Annotated in this window: 11 protein-coding genes and 1 pseudogene; 7 read left to right on the top strand and 5 right to left on the bottom strand. The window is 71.9% G+C overall.

What is annotated here, in order from left to right; translation table 11 throughout:
• The first annotated feature begins 156 nt into the window (after nucleotides 1-156).
• Together ACGFYV_RS24735 and ACGFYV_RS24730 are read left to right on the top strand one after the other, a co-directional pair.
• Entirely contained in the window at nucleotides 157-840 is a 684-nt protein-coding gene (locus ACGFYV_RS24735) for a response regulator (protein WP_393880625.1), read from the top strand.
• A gap of 1 nt (nucleotide 841) precedes the next feature.
• Complete coding sequence (locus ACGFYV_RS24730; protein ID WP_393880624.1) at nucleotides 842-3,355, top strand: DUF4118 domain-containing protein; 2,514 nt, start codon at nucleotides 842-844, stop codon at nucleotides 3,353-3,355.
• A gap of 241 nt (nucleotides 3,356-3,596) precedes the next feature.
• Here ACGFYV_RS24730 and ACGFYV_RS24725 read toward each other — a convergent pair whose 3' ends face one another.
• Nucleotides 3,597-4,163: a universal stress protein gene (locus ACGFYV_RS24725; RefSeq protein WP_393880623.1), complete on the bottom strand. Its 567-nt coding sequence runs from the start codon at nucleotides 4,161-4,163 to the stop codon at nucleotides 3,597-3,599.
• Between the two features lie 358 nt (nucleotides 4,164-4,521).
• Here ACGFYV_RS24725 and ACGFYV_RS24720 point away from each other — a divergent pair, with 358 nt between their 5' ends.
• Both ACGFYV_RS24720 and lysA read left to right on the top strand, forming a co-directional pair.
• Nucleotides 4,522-4,977, top strand: coding sequence for an SAV_915 family protein (locus ACGFYV_RS24720; protein ID WP_393880622.1), 456 nt, complete (start codon nucleotides 4,522-4,524; stop codon nucleotides 4,975-4,977).
• A 20-nt stretch (nucleotides 4,978-4,997) separates the two neighbouring features.
• Entirely contained in the window at nucleotides 4,998-6,332 is a 1,335-nt protein-coding gene (gene lysA / locus ACGFYV_RS24715) for a diaminopimelate decarboxylase (protein ID WP_393880621.1), read from the top strand.
• 604 nt (nucleotides 6,333-6,936) lie between these two features.
• On the opposite strand, the pseudogene ACGFYV_RS24710 reads toward lysA, so the two are convergent.
• A pseudogene (locus ACGFYV_RS24710) lies at nucleotides 6,937-7,737 on the bottom strand (hypothetical protein); the annotation flags it as partial.
• Between the two features lie 232 nt (nucleotides 7,738-7,969).
• On the opposite strand from ACGFYV_RS24710, the gene ACGFYV_RS24705 reads away from it, so the two are divergent.
• The 3 genes from ACGFYV_RS24705 to ACGFYV_RS24695 are packed head-to-tail and all read left to right on the top strand — an operon-like array spanning nucleotide 7,970 to nucleotide 10,625.
• Nucleotides 7,970-9,295, top strand: a complete 1,326-nt coding sequence (locus ACGFYV_RS24705; RefSeq protein ID WP_393880620.1) for a lanthionine synthetase LanC family protein — start codon at nucleotides 7,970-7,972, stop codon at nucleotides 9,293-9,295.
• Nucleotides 9,244-10,107, top strand: coding sequence for a hypothetical protein (locus ACGFYV_RS24700; RefSeq protein WP_393880704.1), 864 nt, complete (start codon nucleotides 9,244-9,246; stop codon nucleotides 10,105-10,107). The genes ACGFYV_RS24705 and ACGFYV_RS24700 overlap by 52 nt, the downstream gene beginning before the upstream one ends.
• Nucleotides 10,104-10,625, top strand: a complete 522-nt coding sequence (locus tag ACGFYV_RS24695; RefSeq protein WP_393880619.1) for a nucleoside deaminase — start codon at nucleotides 10,104-10,106, stop codon at nucleotides 10,623-10,625. Before ACGFYV_RS24700 ends, ACGFYV_RS24695 begins: the two co-directional genes overlap by 4 nt.
• A 520-nt stretch (nucleotides 10,626-11,145) precedes the next feature.
• Here ACGFYV_RS24695 and ACGFYV_RS24690 read toward each other — a convergent pair.
• The 3 genes from ACGFYV_RS24690 to ACGFYV_RS24680 all read right to left on the bottom strand — a co-directional run bounded on the left by ACGFYV_RS24690 (nucleotide 11,146) and on the right by ACGFYV_RS24680 (nucleotide 15,584).
• Nucleotides 11,146-12,372 carry a cytochrome P450 gene (locus tag ACGFYV_RS24690; protein ID WP_393880618.1) on the bottom strand — a complete coding sequence of 409 codons (1,227 nt, stop codon included), beginning with the start codon at nucleotides 12,370-12,372 and terminating at the stop codon, nucleotides 11,146-11,148.
• Between the two features lie 291 nt (nucleotides 12,373-12,663).
• Complete coding sequence (locus ACGFYV_RS24685; protein ID WP_393880617.1) at nucleotides 12,664-13,701, bottom strand: 3-oxoacyl-ACP synthase III family protein; 1,038 nt, start codon at nucleotides 13,699-13,701, stop codon at nucleotides 12,664-12,666.
• Nucleotides 13,698-15,584: an acyl-CoA dehydrogenase gene (locus ACGFYV_RS24680; protein WP_393880616.1), complete on the bottom strand. Its 1,887-nt coding sequence runs from the start codon at nucleotides 15,582-15,584 to the stop codon at nucleotides 13,698-13,700. Before ACGFYV_RS24680 ends, ACGFYV_RS24685 begins: the two co-directional genes overlap by 4 nt.
• Between the last annotated feature and the right edge of the window lie 18 nt (nucleotides 15,585-15,602).

Genomic DNA, 15,602 nt, shown 5'->3' with positions numbered 1-15,602 from the left:
ACGGCCTTACGTGCGGCGGCGTTTCGCGTGACGGCCTTACGTGCGACGGCCTTGCTCGTGACGGCCTTGCTCGTGACGGCCTTACGCGATTCACGACGGGAGTTGGCGCCCTGCGGGTGCCAACTCCCGCAGGCATGACAGGAGAGGCACACACCCATGACCCGGGTGCTTGTGGTGGAGGACGACCCGCAACTCGTACGGGCCCTCGTCATCAACTTGCAGGCTCGTCACTACGGCGTCGACGCCGCCCCCGACGGGGCCACGGCCCTGCGGCTCGCCGCCGCGCGCCAGCCCGACGTGGTGCTGCTGGACCTCGGCCTGCCCGACATGGACGGCGTCGAGGTCATCAGGGCGCTGCGCGGCTGGACCCGTGTGTCGATCATGGTCCTCTCCGCACGGCAGGCGTCCGACGAGAAGGTGGCCGCGCTCGACGCGGGCGCCGACGACTACATCACCAAGCCGTTCAGCATGGACGAGCTGCTGGCCCGGCTCCGGGCCGCCGTCCGCCGCACCGAGGACACTCCGCTCGTCCCCGAGACCACCCGGGTCGAGACGGACGACTTCACCATCGACCTGCTCGCCAAGAAGGCCGTCCGCGCCGGCCGGGACGTCCGGCTGACCCCGACCGAATGGCATCTGCTGGAGATCCTGGTGACCAGCCCCGGCCGCCTGATCACCCAGAAGCACCTTCTCCAGGAGGTCTGGGGCGTCTCGCAGAGCAACAAGACCAACTATCTGCGGGTGTACATGGCGCAGCTGCGCCGCAAGCTGGAGACGGACCCGTCGCACCCCCGCTACCTGATCACCGAGCCCGGCATGGGCTATCGCTTCGAGGGATGACATGGGACGCGGCAAGCTCCGGATCTACCTGGGCGCGGCACCGGGCGTGGGCAAGACCTACGCGATGCTGTCCGAGGCGCACCGCCGTGTGGAGCGCGGCACCGACTGTGTCGTCGCCTTCGTCGAGCACCACGGCCGCGCGCGCACGGAGGTGATGCTGCACGGCCTGGAGCAGGTTCCGCGCCGGGAGATCGAGTACCGGGACAGCACCTTCACCGAGATGGATGTGGACGCGGTGCTGCGTCGTGCTCCGGCTGTCGCTCTGGTGGACGAGCTGGCTCATACGAACATTCCGGGTTCGCGTAACGCGAAGCGGTGGCAGGACGTGGAGGAGTTGCTGGCGGCCGGGATCGATGTGGTGTCCACGGTGAACATCCAGCATCTGGAGTCGCTGGGTGATGTGGTGGAGTCGATCACGGGGGTGCGGCAGCGGGAGACGGTCCCGGACGAGGTGGTGCGGCGGGCGGACCAGATCGAGCTGGTGGACATGTCGCCGCAGGCGCTGCGGCGTCGTATGGCGCACGGGAACATCTACCAGCCGGACAAGGTCGACGCGGCGTTGTCGAACTACTTCCGGCCGGGGAATCTGACGGCGTTGCGGGAGCTGGCGCTGTTGTGGGTGGCGGACCGGGTCGACGAGTACCTGAACGCGTACCGCAGTGAGCACCGGGTGTCGAAGATCTGGGGTTCGCGTGAGCGGATCGTGGTGGGTCTGACGGGTGGTCCGGAGGGCCGGACGCTGATACGGCGTGCCGCGCGGCTGGCGGAGAAGGGCGCGGGCGGCGAGGTCCTGGCCGTGTACATCTCGCGCAGCGACGGCCTGACCGGTGCCTCCCCGAAGGAACTGGCTCTGCAGCGCACCCTGGTGGAGGACCTGGGCGGCACCTTCCACCATGTCGTCGGCGACGACATACCCGCCGCCCTCCTCGACTTCGCCCGCGGCGTCAACGCCACCCAGATCGTCCTCGGCGTCTCCCGGCGCAGGACCTGGCAGTACATGTTCGGGCCCGGCGTCGGCTCCACGGTCGCCCGCGAGTCCGGACCCGACCTCGACGTCCACCTCATCACGCACGACGAGGTGGGCAAGGGACGCGGACTGCCGGTCGCGCGCGGGGCACGGCTCGGACGCTCCCGCGTGATCGCGGGCTGGCTCGTCGGCGTGCTGGGCCCGGTGCTGTTCACCTGGCTGCTCACCGGCGTCGCGCCGGCCGTCGGACTCGCCAACGACATGCTGCTGTACCTGACCTTCACGGTCGCCGCGGCCCTGCTCGGCGGCCTCTTCCCGGCACTGGCCTCCGCGGTCGTCGGATCCCTGCTGCTCAACTGGTACTTCACGCCGCCCGTCCACACCCTGACGATCGCCGACCCGAAGAACATCGTCGCCATCGCGATCTTCGTCGGGGTCGCCGTGTCCGTGGCCTCCGTGGTCGACCTCGCCGCCCGGCGCACCCACCAGGCGGCCCGGCTGCGCGCCGAGTCCGAGATCCTCTCCTTCCTCGCCGGGAACGTCCTGCGCGGCGAGACGAGCCTCGAAGAACTGCTCGAACGGGTCCGCGAGACCTTCGGCATGGAGTCGGCGGCCCTGCTGGAACGCACCGGCGAGAAGGCCCCCTGGACCTGTGCCGGCAGCGCCGGACCCCGGCCCGCGGACACGCCCGAGGCCGCCGACGTCGACGTGCCGGTCGGCGACCACATGGCACTGTCCCTGCGCGGACGCGTGCTGCCGGCCGCCGACCGGCGGGTCCTGGCCGCGTTCGCCACGCAGGCCGTCGTCGTGCTGGACCGCAGGCGCCTGCGGGAGGAGGCCGACCAGGCCCGCGCGCTCGCCGAGGGCAACCGCATCCGCACGGCACTGCTCGCCGCCGTCAGCCACGACCTGCGCACCCCGCTCGCCGGGATCAAGGCCGCCGTCTCCTCGCTGCGCTCCGACGACGTGGCCTGGTCCGAGCAGGACCGGGCGGACCTGCTGGAAGCCATAGAGACGGGCGCCGACCGGCTCGACCACCTCGTCGGCAACCTGCTGGACATGTCCCGCCTGCAGACCGGCACGGTCACACCCGTCATCCGGGAGACCGACCTCGACGAGGTCGTGCCCATGGCGCTCGGCGGGGTGCCCGAGGACAGCGTGGAGCTGGACATCCCCGAGACACTGCCCATGGTCGCCGTCGACCGGGGGCTGCTGGAGCGGGCCGTCGCCAACGTCGTGGAGAACGCCGTCAAGTACAGCCCGCCCGGACAGCGCGTCCTGGTGTCCGCGAGTGCGCTCGGCGACCGGGTCGAGGTGCGGGTGGTCGACCGCGGACCGGGTGTCCCGGACGAGGCCAAGGACCGGATCTTCGAGCCCTTCCAGCGCTACGGCGACTCGCCCCGCGGGGTCGGCGTCGGCGTCGGCCTCGGGCTCGCGGTGGCGCGGGGGTTCGTCGAGGCGGTCGGCGGCACGGTGCTCTCCGAGGATACGCCGGGGGGTGGGCTCACCATGGTGCTTGTCGTGCGGACGGCGGCGGGGCGGGGGTAGTTGAGGGAGGGGAGGGGGCGGGGGGCTTGTGGGGGTGTGTGGGTGTGGGTGGGGTGTGGTTGGGCGCGCAGTTCCCCGCGCCCCTGGGGAGTTGGGGTGCTGTTGGTCGTGATGGGTGGCCTCGTCGGGGTGGGGGGCTTGTGGGGGTGTGTGGGTGTGGGTGGGGTGTGGTTGGGCGCGCAGTTCCCCGCGCCCCTGGGGGGTGGGGTGCTGTTGGTTTTGATGTGCGGGCCCGTCGGTCTCAGGCTTCCGGCCTTGCTGTGTGCAACTCGCGTTGCAGGTGGGTGGTGTTCAGGCGGAGGCCCCACGTGTTGCGGCGGTGGAGGGAGGTCAGGTCGGCCTGGAGGGGGGAGGGGGGTATCGCGAGGACGGGGCAGCCGGCGTGGGTGAGGCAGTAGCGGCCGACCGAGGGGAGCAGGGTGCGGTGCAGCAGGTCGCGGCGGCCGGCGCCGACGACGAGGATGTCGTCGTCCCGGTCGGCGAGCGCGACCAGCGCATGCCCCGGGGCGCCCCGGGCGATCAACGCCCGCCCGCGCAGCCCGGAGCCGGCGCCGCCGAACACCTCGCCCAGCGCCGTGACCAGCCGCTCCCGCGCCAGCCGCTCCCACTCCTCCACCATGACGGACGCGGCCGGGGAACGGCGCGCGGCCAGATCCCCTCCGGGCGGCTCCGAGGCCAGCACCGGCCACAGTTCCGCTCCCCGGCCGCGGGCCTCCTCGGCCGCCCGGGTCAGCGCGGTGAGGCTGCCCAGCGAGCCGCTCACCCCGACCACGACACGAGCGGCTGAGCACGGGCGGGACTCGGACATCGTTTCCACCGTTCTGCGTACGCGGGCCGGAGTTCGGCCGCCGGAGGTTCCGGCCCGGGGTTCCGGCCGGCGGTCCTCTTCGGGACCCCTCCATCCCACTCCCGCTCCTACGCTCCCGAACAGGGGCAACGCCCGTTCTTGGCGCGCTTCTGACGGCCCCTTCCACGCCCTGCGACCAGCACGTCAGCGTCCCGTCAAGGTCGTCCGCGACGCCGTCAGCGTCCCGTCAGGGGTTGCCCGGATCCCCCGGACCGCGGGCATACCGTCGACGGCGAGCCCCGGTCCGCCTCCCCGCGGCCGGGGCCCGGCCCACTCCCCGCGCACACTCCCCGCGCACCATGCCTCCGGGAGGCACCCCATGGCAGAAGTCCTGTACGGCGACGACCCCGAACCCTCCGATCGGTTCCCGGCCGGACCCCTGTACGTCCCGGTCCGGCCGGGCCCTTCCGGGTGTGCGGCCCGGCTCTTTCGCACACCGGTCGGCGACCGTACGGCCGTCGCCTTCACCTCCGAGCGGCGGCTGACCGCCACCCTCGCCCCCGGCCAGGCGTGGATACGCCTCGCCGAACCCGCGCTGCGCGCGCTCACCGCCCCGCTGGGCATCGCCGCCGTCACGGTGGACCCGCTGTTCACCGCCCCGGCCCCCGCCCCCGCCCCGGCCCTCGCACCGGTGGCTCAGGCCGTCGAGGGATCCACGGCCGCCACGGCCGCCGCGGCCTCCGCCGGCAGGTCCGGCTCCCGGTTCTCCACCTCCGCCTCCACCTCCGCCTCCGCCTCCGCCCCCGCGCCCGTCCGCGCGCTGCGGATCGCCTGAGACCGAGAGAGGTCCGCACGATGACCACCGTTCATGAACCCGGCACCGCCACCCCGTCCGCCGAACTGTCGGTGTGGCCGGCCTCGACCGCCCGGTCCCCGCACGGCGACCTCGCGGTGGGCGGCGTCCCGCTCGCCGACCTCGCCGACCGCTTCGGCACCCCCGTCTACGTCCTGGACGAGGCCGAGGTCCGCGACCGCTGCCGCACCTACAAGGACGCCTTCCCGGAGGCCGACGTCCTCTACGCCGCCAAGGCGTTCCTGTGCCGGGCCATGGCCCACTGGATGGACGAGGAGGGCCTCGGCCTGGACGTCTGCTCCGCCGGCGAACTGGAACTCGCCGTCACCACCGGCTTCCCGCCCGAGCGGATCGTGCTGCACGGCAACGCCAGGTCGCCACGCGACCTGGACACCGCCCTGCGGCTCGGCGTCGGCCGCATCGTCATCGACAGCCCCTCGGAGATCGCACGGCTGGCCGCCGCCGTCGGCCCCGACGGTCACCAGAAGGTGATGGTCCGGGTCGTCCCCGGCATCAGCGCGGGCGGCCACGAGAAGATCCACACCGGCACGGACGACCAGAAGTTCGGCCTGTCCATCGCCGACGGCTACGCCCAGCACACCATCGCCCGCATACTCGACCAACCGCAGCTCCACCTCACCGGCCTGCACTGCCACCTGGGCTCCCAGATCACCAGCGTCAAGCCGTACCTGGTCGCCGTACGCCGCATGGTCGGCCTGATGACCCGCCTGCACGAGCAGCACGGACTGGTCCTGCCCGAACTCGACCTCGGCGGCGGCCACGGCATCGCCTACCGCCCCGGTGAGGCGGCCCTGGACCTGACGGCACTGGCCCGCAAGGTCCGCGCCGAACTCGCCGACGCGTGCGCCGGCGCCGGGCTGCCCGTGCCGCGCCTGATCATCGAGCCGGGCCGGGCGATCGCGGGCCCCGCAGGAGTCGCCCTCTACCACGTCCTGTCCGTGAAGCACACGGGCGAGAACGTGTTCGTGGCCGTGGACGGCGGCATGAGCGACAACCCGCGCCCCGCCCTGTACGGCGTCCGCTACCAGCCCCGGCTGGTCGGCCGGCACAGTACCGGGGCCCCTGCCCGGGTGACCGTCGTGGGCCGGCACTGCGAGGCCGGCGACGTGCTCGCCGCCGACGTGGAACTGCCCGCCGACATCCGCCCCGGCGACCTGCTCGCCGTACCCGTCGCGGGCGCGTACCACCTGTCCATGGCCTCCGCCTACAACCTGGTCGGCTGCCCGCCGGTGGTCGCCGTCCGCGACGGCCTCGCCCGCCTGCTGGTCCGCCGGGAGTCCCTGGCCGACTTCCGCAGCCGCGACGTGGGCCTGTGACCGGCCCGGTCGTCAGCAGATGCCTTCGGCGGGTGTCTTCCACAGGTGCCGTCGGCGGGTTCCGTCACTGCGTGGTCTTCGGCGGGGCGGTGCCCAGGCCGAACTGCGCGGCTTCGAGGGTGCCCGTCCCCGAGCCCGAGGCATGGGTGCCGCCGACGTCGAGGCTGAGGTCGTTCGTGGTGGCGTACCGGGTGTACCAGATCCGGTCGGTGCCGAGCCTGTCGAGGGCGGCCCGCTGGGCGGGGGTGGGATCGGCGGCGTACCGCCTGCTGACGACCAGCCGGTCGGTGTCCGTGAAGGTGCAGTCCGCGTTGTCGCCGCCGGTGCGGTAGGACCAGTGGACCTTGCTGTAGTAGTCCCGCGGGAACGCCGGGTCGGCGTGCGGCACGGGGTCGGACTCGCGGGCGGTGACCATGCGTGGGTCGAAGGCGCCGACCAGGCGCGTGCCCGTACGGGTGTCGTCGACGATGAGGACCGGGACGAACGCGGAGTCGTACTCCTCGCGCAGATGCATGTCGGCGCCGATCACCGAGTACACGCCGACGCTGCCGCGGCCCCAGCGCCAGTGATCGACGTAGGAGGGGAACGGCTCGTTGCCCCAGTTGTGGTCGTGGTACCCGTGCCCGGAGAACGGGCGCTGCTCGCCCTTCACGGTGACGGTGCCCGTGACGGTCCCGGACGGCACCGCGCACAGCCAGCCCAGGTACATGTTCGTGTCCCCGAGGTAGAGGACACCGGTGCCGGGGCGGAACGGCTGCACCAGGCTGGTCAGCGTCAGGTCGACGCCCACGTCGCCCGACTGCCCCCGCAGCCGGTACGTCCTCAGGTCACCGGTCATGCTGAAGGGCCCCACGCGCACGTCACAGCGCTCCTGCGAGGCGGTGAACTCGTCCCAGCCGTAGGTGTGGGAGCCTCCGTGGCTGGTGCCGTCCGGGTCGGTCACGATGACGGAGGCCGCCGGCCTGCGCCCGGTCTCGCCCGGCGCCGGTACGAAGCCGTCGTTCACCCGGGTGTGCAGGGTGAAGGACACGACCGTGCCGTCGCTGCCGGTGAAGTCGGCGTACCACCACTCGAAGACGCTCGGATCGCCGTTGTCGGCGGCGGTGCGGAACCCGTCCTCCCAGATCTCGACGCTGTCGCGCCGCAGCCCCACCCGGACGAAGTCGGCGTCGGTGTGCCCGTACCCGTTGGACGTGAGCCCGGCACCCGAGGCCGACCGGTCCTGCCGGGGCCGCGCCTCCGCGGTCTCCGTCCGCGTCGCCGCGGAACAGCCCGACAGGGCCACCCCGGGCACCGAGGCGAGCAGCCCGGCCGCCGCGGTGCCCCGCAGCAGCGAACGCCGCGACGGAGCGGGGCGCCGGGACCCGTACGGACGCCGGGACGGAACGGAATCCTCATGCACCATGGGGTCTGCCTCGCACTCATGCCGACAACGCGCCGCGATCCCAGTGCACGCCCCTTCCCGCGCTCCGGCATGCGGGGCGACCCCGATCGAGTGAGCGGCGCGCTCAGGACCCCGGCACGGTCGCCCGGCTGACCGCCCCACCACCGGGGGAAATCCCCACCCCACCTCGCCCCCGCCCCTCCCTCTCCTCCCCCCTCTGGACGGGCCCGGAAGATCACGCGAGGGTGGGCCCATGACGGCACCAGAAATCAAGGTCGTAGCGAGCGAGGGCATAGGGAATATCGGGGACATCGGGAACGTCGGGGACATCGGGGACGTCGAGGAACTCGCGGTGGACGGGCTGAGGTGGCTGACCGCGGCGGCACGCGAAACCGCCGGAGGCGGCCTCGCGTGGACGACCAAGCCGTCGGACGACGACGCCGACCCCATGCTCTACAACGGCACGGCCGGCAACATCCCCGTACTCCTGGACGCCTGGCGGCACTTCGGCGACGACTCCTACGCCGACACCGCCGTGCGCGCGGCCCGGAGCCTCGCGGAATCCGTCGACGGCGCCGACGACGACTCCCTCTACTTCGGCCGCACCGGAACAGCCCTCGTCCTGCGGGCAGTTCACGACGAACTGGGCGACACGGCCGCCGGCGCCGCCGCGGACCGCACGCTGGAACTCGTACGGTCACGCTTCGACGGCACCCGCTGGGGCGAACTGTTCGAACTGATGGGCGGCAACGCGGGCATCGGCCTCGGCGCACTCCTGTCCGGCGACCCCGAACTCGCCGTCCTCGCCCTGGAGCCGTATCTGCGCACGGCGGAGCAGACCCCGGCGGGCGTCCAGTGGGCCCACCGCCCCGGAATCGACTCCCGTCTGCACCACGTCTCGCACGGAACGCTCGGTATCGTCCTGGCACTTGCCCGGGTCGGCGAGGCGACCGGCCGCGCCGACCTGGTCGAACTGGCGCTGGCCGGCGCCGCGGACGTCGTCGCCCGTGACGAAGCGGGGCCCGAGGGCTTCCTGGTGCCGCACTCCACCCCTCAGCACCGCCCCGACGTGGTCGATCCCGTCAGCTACGGCTGGTGCCACGGCCCGGCCGGCGACGCCCAGGCCTTCCGGATCCTGCGGGACGTCACGGCCGACCCCGCCTGGTCCGCCCTCGCCGACCGCTGCTGGCACACGGTCACCCACTCCGGCCTGCCCCGCCGCCTTCGCCCCGGCTTCTGGGACAACAACGGCCGCTGCTGCGGCACCGCGGGCGTCCTCGCCCTGGCCTGCGACCGGATCGCCGAACAGCGGGACCCGTACGACTTCGCCCACGTCCTCGTCGCGGACCTCACCGCCCGCGCCCTCCGCGACGGCGCCGGCGCCCGCTGGTCCAACGTCGAGCACCGGGCCACCCCGAGCGACCTCGAACCGGCCACCGGCTGGGCCATGGGCAACGCGGGCATCGTCCGCGAACTCCTCCGCTTCGTACGCCTGAGCCGCGGCGGCAACCCCCGCTACACCTTCCCCTGGCCGGACCAACTCCCCGTACCCGCCCGCCCGATGCCACCGAACGCCTAGGTGGGCGGGTCGCCGGGGAGGGCGCAGGCGAGGTAGAGGTCGACGCGGTCGCCGGCGCCGTCCAGGCCGCGCGCTCGCTGAGCTTCTCCTCCTACGCGGCCGACTACACCCGCTACCTGCCGCGCGACACACCACCGGGCAGACTCGTCCGCAACGCCTTCGGCGGGGCACTGCTGGGCTCGGTGTGGATCGCGAGCCTGGGCGCGGCCATCGGCACGCTCACCTTCGTCGGCACCCCCACCGACCTGGTCAACAACGTCCTGCCACCCGCCCTCGGGGCACTCACCATGCTCGCCCTGGGCATCTCGACCATCACCTCCTCCTGCCTGGACTGCTACTCCGGCGCGATGGCCTGGCTGGTGGTCGGGGTCAGGATGGCCCGCTGGCAGGCCGTCCTGGTGGTCGGCACGATCGGCTCCGCGATCGGCTCCGCGATCGGCTGGGCGGCCGGACAGGGCGACTACTGGGAGTCCTTCCAGAACTTCCTCATCCTGCTCGGCAACTGGATCGCCCCCTGGATCGCCGTCATGCTCGTCCACCACTACTCCGCCCCCGCCCCCTCGGACGGGGAGACGCCCCGCTTCGGCGCGGGCTTCGCAACCTGGCTGCTCGGCATCGCCGCGGCGATCCCGTTCATGAGCCAGCCCGGCGTCTTCACCGGCCCCCTCGCCGACCACCACCCGTCCCTCGGCCCCTACGCCGCGGCCGTCGCCTTCACGACCGCCGGGCTCACCCACCTCCTGCTCACCCGCACCACACGCACGCGCAGGCACCTCAACTCCCCTACCAACCCTGAGGAGATCCCCGCATGACCACCGTCCACCCCAAAGCCGAAACCCCCTCCCCCTCCTTCTCTCCCTCCGCCACCGACCTCGCCCACCTGCGCACCGCCGTCACCGTCGCCCAGCGCTCCCGCGACCGCGGCAACCACCCCTTCGGCGCCCTCCTGGCCGGCCCCGACGGCACCGTCCTGCTCCAGGCGGAGAACACGGTCACCACCGACAGCGACGCCACCGGCCACGCCGAGACCAACCTCGTCCGCCTGTCCACCCAGAAGTACGACGCCGACTTCCTGCGCACCTGCACCCTCTACACCAGCACCGAACCCTGCGCGATGTGCTCCGGCGCCATCTACTGGGGCAACATCGGCCGCGTCGTCTACGCCCTCGGCGAGGACGAACTCCTCGCCATGACCGGCGCCAACGCGGAGAACCCCACCATGGCCCTGCCCTGCCGCGACGTCTTCAACGCCGGCCAGCGCGCCCTCCCGGTGCTCGGCCCCATCGACCTGCCCGAGGCCCGCGAAGTCCACCACGACTTCTGGAACTGACCCCCACACCCACCCAACCCCCCGCCGACCGCCTGCCCGGAAGCTTCTGGCAACTCCCGGGCGGGCGGCCCCATGCCACCGCACCACAAGCCACGCAGAAACAGATCAGGCAGGTACTGATGTGGTGTCGCCCGTCACCGCGACCCGCACCAGCCCATCGTGACCACGTTCAACGAGCACCCAAAGAAGGTGTTCCGCGTCCGCGATCCGCACGAGCACCTCGGGTCTGCCTACCGACGAGCCCTTGATAAACGTCACCCGCTCCCGCCTGGGACGACTTGTCCGCCAGGGACCCATCGAACAACCCGGTCGCGGCCGCTACCAGAAACGGACTCAACGCTCTCTGAAGGGGCTGGATCCGAAGGCGCGGGAGACCGCCGTGCGTGCCGCGAGCTCATGGGGGCACGACATCGCAGGCGTCCACCTCGTCCGACATGGGACGACCGGGCAATGGTGTGTACGGGAAGTCAGCCCGACCCCGGCCCAGTCGTAGAACCCGGCCCACTCGTCGTGCCCGGTGTCAGGTGAGAACGACCGGCAGCTCACGAACACAGTTCGTCGACAGCGAAGGCACCGGCTCGAGCGAGTCGAGATCGACCGGGCAGTACAGCTCGGGGAAACGGGCGAACAGTGCCTCAAGAGCCACCTCGGCCTCCAGCCGGGCGAGCGGGGCGCCCAGGCAGAAGTGCGGGCCATGGCCGAAGGCCAGGTGGCGGCGGCTGCCGTCCGGTCTGTCCAGCAGGAAGGCGTCGGGGTCGGGCACGGCGTCCGGGTCCCGTCCGGTCGTGGCCAGCGAGACGAGGACGGGTTCTCCGGTGCGTATGAGCCGGCCCGCGAGCTCAAGGTCTTTCGCCGCGTAGCGGAACAGCACGCAATTGACCGGTCCGTCCCGTCGCAAGGTCTCTTCCACGACAGCGGACCAGCCGACGGTCTTCTCACGGACGAGGGACAGTTGATCGGGATGCTGCAGCAGATTCTTCACCGCGTTGGTGATGAGGTTCTGTGTGGTCTCGTGTCCGGCCAGCAGCATCAGGAACAGGGTGTCTCCGAGTTCCTTCTCGGACAACCGGTCCTCGTCCTCGTCCCGCGCCGCGATCAGCGCCGTCGTCAGGTCCTCCCCCGGCTCTTCGCGCTTGCGCATCAGCAGGTCGCTCGTCACGTTCTGGACGCCTTCCAGCGCCGCCAGAATCCGCTCGCCGCTGGTACGGCTGTCCAGCAGCGCGTCCATGTCCGAGGCGAGCCGATCGCGGGCGGCCGCGTCGTCAAGACCGAACAGCTCGCAGATGACCTCCATGGGCAGGCGGGAAGCGAACCGGCTGCGCAGGTCTGTCGACGTGCCGGGCTCGGTCCCCGCGAGCTGGTCGAGCAGACCGGCGACGATGTCCTCGATCCGTGGGCGCAGCGCCTCTATGCGTGCCCGGGTGAAGGCCGCCTGTACGAGAGAGCGCACTCTCATGTGGTCCATGCCGTCGTAGTTGAGCATGGTCTCGGCCACGACCATGCCCAGCAGCGGCCATGTCGGAGGGATCTTCCCCTCGGTGTACGCACGCCAGTTCTTGGGGTTCTTGAGCAGGTCCGGATGGTGAAGCACCGAGCTGACCGTCTCGTGGTCGGTGGCAGCCCAGGCGGGCACACCCTGGGGGAGTTCCACCGGGACCATCGGACCCAGGGCGCGCAACCGCCGGCCTTCGGCCTGGATGTCCCGGGCGAGCGGATCGAGGGTGAGGAGAGGATGGGCCAGATCCATGGATGCTCCGCTGGAGTCGTTGACGGGCAAGCGGCCGAGGCACCGCCTGACTGCTCACCTAGAGATACGCCGCGCCGGGCCGGCAGTCGACCTCGGCAACTGCCACAAGCATCGACGCCGCCCGTTCGACCAATTCCCTTGTACCGGAGGGCTGTTGTGTACGAGAGCTGGTGGACGCGCCGGTCCCGCCGTCGCGTCCCGGCCCGAGCCGCCGTCCGCTCAGTCGGCCGCTCAGTCTCCCGTCCGCTCAGTCGGCCACTCAGTCTCCCGTCCGCTCAGTCGGCCGTCCGCTCAGTCGGCCGTCCGCGCCGGGGCGGCGCTGACGGCTGGGGCCCCGGACCAGTTCAGCAAGGCGCTGCCCCATGTCATGCCGGCGCCGAAGACGGTGATGAGTACGCGGTCGCCGGGCCGGAGCGCGTGGCGGTCGGCGGCGGCCGTCAGGGCGTAGGGGGCGCTGGCCGAGCCGATGTTGCCCACCTCGTCGCCGACAATGATCATGCGGTCGTCGCCGATTCCGAGCTGATCACCCAACGTGCGCAGCAGGATGGGGTTCGGTTGGTGGGCGATCACGCAGTCTATGTCGTCGAGGGTGAGGTTGTTGCGGGCGAGGGCGCCGTGGACGAGGCGGGGGAAGGTCTCTTGGATGAAGCGGCTGACAGCCCGGCCGTCCATGTGGATGTAGTGGTCGCCCTGGCCGAGGGTGTCGGGGCTGGCGGGTCGTCTGCTGCCGCCTCCAGGGATGAGCACCCAGTCGGCAAGTGTTCCGTCGGAACCGAAGTGGAAGTCGCCGAAGCCTTCCTGGGCGGGCACGGGACCGAGGATCGCGGCGGCGGCGCCGTCGCCGAACAGGACCGAGGTGCCGCGGTCGCCGGGAGCGAGGAACTTCGAGTACGCCTCGACGCCGACGACCGCCGCGTATCCGGTGCCAGGCGCTTGGCGGAGCCAGTCGTGGGCCGTTTTCGCGGCGAACAGCCAGCCGGAGCAGGCGGCCGCCACGTCGAAGGCGACCGCCTGCTTGGCGCCGAGCAGCCCTTGGATCCGGCAGGCGGTGGACGGGCCGAGTTCATCGGGTGTGGAGGTCGCGCAGACCAGCAGCCCGAGATCCGAGGGGTCGCGTCCAGCGGCCTCCAGGGCGCTGCGGACCGCGGCCGCCGCCATGTCGGAGGCTGCCTCGTCCGCTGCCGCGACGCGTCGTTCGCGGATACCCGTGCGTTCGAGTATCCAGCCGGACGGGAGACCCAAGGTGTCCGTGATCTCCTTGTTCGTGCGGATTCTCGTGGGCAGGTGGCTGCCCATGCCGAGGACGCCGATGCCGGGGGCTGTGCTCATGAGAGGTCGTTCTCCTGACCGGGGGTGGTGTGCGGGGGCCCGGCCGCTTCGGCGGGGGCCGACGGTGCGTGGACGATGTCGTCGGGGTACGCGAACGCTTCCTCCAGCTGCGGCAGGTGGGGGAGCAGTCGCTCGCAGAGCTGGTCGGCGGATTCGGCCAGGGCGCTCATCTCCTGTCGGGAGACGGTTCCCGCGGTCAGCAGCCGCCCCGCCCAGTGCGCGCCCGCCCTGGTCGCGTTCAGGGCGGCGAGGGTGGTGAACGCTTCATGCGCGGGCACGTCGTCCGGTTCCACGAACCGCTGCACGGCCCAGGCCACGTCGTCCGCCGCGAGCCGTGCGGCGTACGTCTCGCCCAGTTCGCCGGCGAGTTCGAGCAGGGGTCCCCATACCCCGAAGTCGTCGTGTCCCTCGGCGAGCCGGGCGTCACGGGCCTGGCGCAGCCGCACGGCGAGGCCGCGTTCGTGGGCCCGTAGTACCGCGGGCCACCAGTGGACGTCGGTGACGTCACGGGGCCGTGCGATGTCACCGAGGGGGGTGGAGCCGACTTCGTCGGCGAGGCGCTGTCCGAGGTCGTAGTAGATCAGCTGGCTGTCGCCGCCCGCCGGGTCGAAGGCCCGCAGGAACCCGTGGTAGCCGGCCAGCCGGTTGGCGTCGAGGAGTCCGGAGTATCCGCACAGGCTCTGGCAGTGGGCGATGACGCGGGATGCGGTCCGGGCGGCGTGCGCCTTGTACGCGGACAGGGAGCGGCTGACCGCGGCCCAGGGAGAGAACTCCATCTCGTCCACGGAGCGCTCTCCCCCCTCGTCGGGGGCTTGAACGGTGCGAAGTACGTCGCGGGCCCGCGCGGCGGCGCACGTCAGCGCGAACGCTTCGGCCAGGGCGCCGAGTATGGCGTGGCGTTGGCCGGGAAACTCGAACAGGGGGGTACCCGGAGCGAGCCGCGCCTGAGTGCGGCGGCCGCGTGCGTAGTGCAGCGCGAGGACGGCGGACTGGCGGGTCTGGGCCGCGGCGGCGGCCGGGAGCGTGGCCCACAGTTCCCTTCCCACGCTCAGGGTGCGCTGGAGCCTGGCGGCCTCGGATCCGAGTGGATCCCGCGGGGTTCCTCCGCTGTCGATGGTCGCGTCGTCCCGCAGCCACCAGCTGTAGGGCACCTTCACGTCGTCGAAGCTCACCAGGACGTAGTTCAGTGGCAGGTCGGTGAGAGGCATCGGCGGGGAGAGGCGGACGCCGGGCCGAAGGCCCCGGTCGTCGGCGAGTTCCACCAGGAAGGGGTACACACCGTGTTCCTCTTGCCCTGTCCGTAGCCGGGCGAGTACGACGGCCAGGCGGCGGCCGGGGAACGACGACACCCCGCCGAACTTCGCCGCGCCGTCGTCCGGGGTGCGCAGGGCGAAGGTACGGGTCTCGGGGTCGAAGACGGCTGTCGTCCGGGTCGCCAGGTGGCTGTTGGCGTTGCCGGCCTCGGTGATGAGGTAGCCGCATTTCGCGTCTCCTCGCTCCAGTTCCTCGCGTACCGATGTCAGCTCCGCCTCGTCCGCACCGAACCGGGAGATGCTGCCCTGCCCCAGCACGAGGTGGGTCACAAGGTTCATGCACAGACGCGGGTCGGCGACGCCGGTCCACGCCATGAGTTCGGCGAGCCGATCGGGGTCGTTCAGCAGGCGGTGTGCGGGAGGCAGGGCCCGGGACACATCGCGCAGGCGCGTGTCCAGGTACGCATCGCGGTCGTCCGGTTCCACGGCGGTGCGGAAGGGGGTCGCGGCGAGGGCCTTGTGCAGGCCGGTGCGGAAGGCCGGTTCACAGGCGCCGTGGATGAGCCGGTGCAGCGCGTTTCCCCCGGTCGGGGCGGAGTGGGTGTCATGGGTGGGACGGTTCGACGGCATGGGTCGGCTTTCGGGAGT

It is taken from the genome of Streptomyces sp. NPDC048297, from assembly GCF_043201585.1.
Taxonomy (GTDB): Bacteria; Actinomycetota; Actinomycetes; order Streptomycetales; family Streptomycetaceae; genus Streptomyces.
The sequence above is the reverse complement of the archived record's forward strand: the minus strand, read 5'-3'. Positions and strand labels throughout refer to the sequence as shown.

Excerpts from the sequence above, each read along its gene's own strand:
- ACGFYV_RS24695 (WP_393880619.1), top strand. The coding sequence starts at position 10,104 with ATGACCACCGTCCACCCCAAAGCCGAAACCCCCTCCCCCTCCTTCTCT.
- ACGFYV_RS24720 (WP_393880622.1), top strand. The coding sequence starts at position 4,522 with ATGGCAGAAGTCCTGTACGGCGACGACCCCGAACCCTCCGATCGGTTC.
- ACGFYV_RS24680 (WP_393880616.1), bottom strand. The coding sequence starts at position 15,584 with ATGCCGTCGAACCGTCCCACCCATGACACCCACTCCGCCCCGACCGGG.
- ACGFYV_RS24730 (WP_393880624.1), top strand. The coding sequence starts at position 842 with ATGGGACGCGGCAAGCTCCGGATCTACCTGGGCGCGGCACCGGGCGTG.
- ACGFYV_RS24725 (WP_393880623.1), bottom strand. The coding sequence starts at position 4,163 with ATGTCCGAGTCCCGCCCGTGCTCAGCCGCTCGTGTCGTGGTCGGGGTG.
- ACGFYV_RS24735 (WP_393880625.1), top strand. The coding sequence starts at position 157 with ATGACCCGGGTGCTTGTGGTGGAGGACGACCCGCAACTCGTACGGGCC.
- ACGFYV_RS24705 (WP_393880620.1), top strand. The coding sequence starts at position 7,970 with ATGACGGCACCAGAAATCAAGGTCGTAGCGAGCGAGGGCATAGGGAAT.
- ACGFYV_RS24685 (WP_393880617.1), bottom strand. The coding sequence starts at position 13,701 with ATGAGCACAGCCCCCGGCATCGGCGTCCTCGGCATGGGCAGCCACCTG.
- lysA (WP_393880621.1), top strand. The coding sequence starts at position 4,998 with ATGACCACCGTTCATGAACCCGGCACCGCCACCCCGTCCGCCGAACTG.
- ACGFYV_RS24690 (WP_393880618.1), bottom strand. The coding sequence starts at position 12,372 with ATGGATCTGGCCCATCCTCTCCTCACCCTCGATCCGCTCGCCCGGGAC.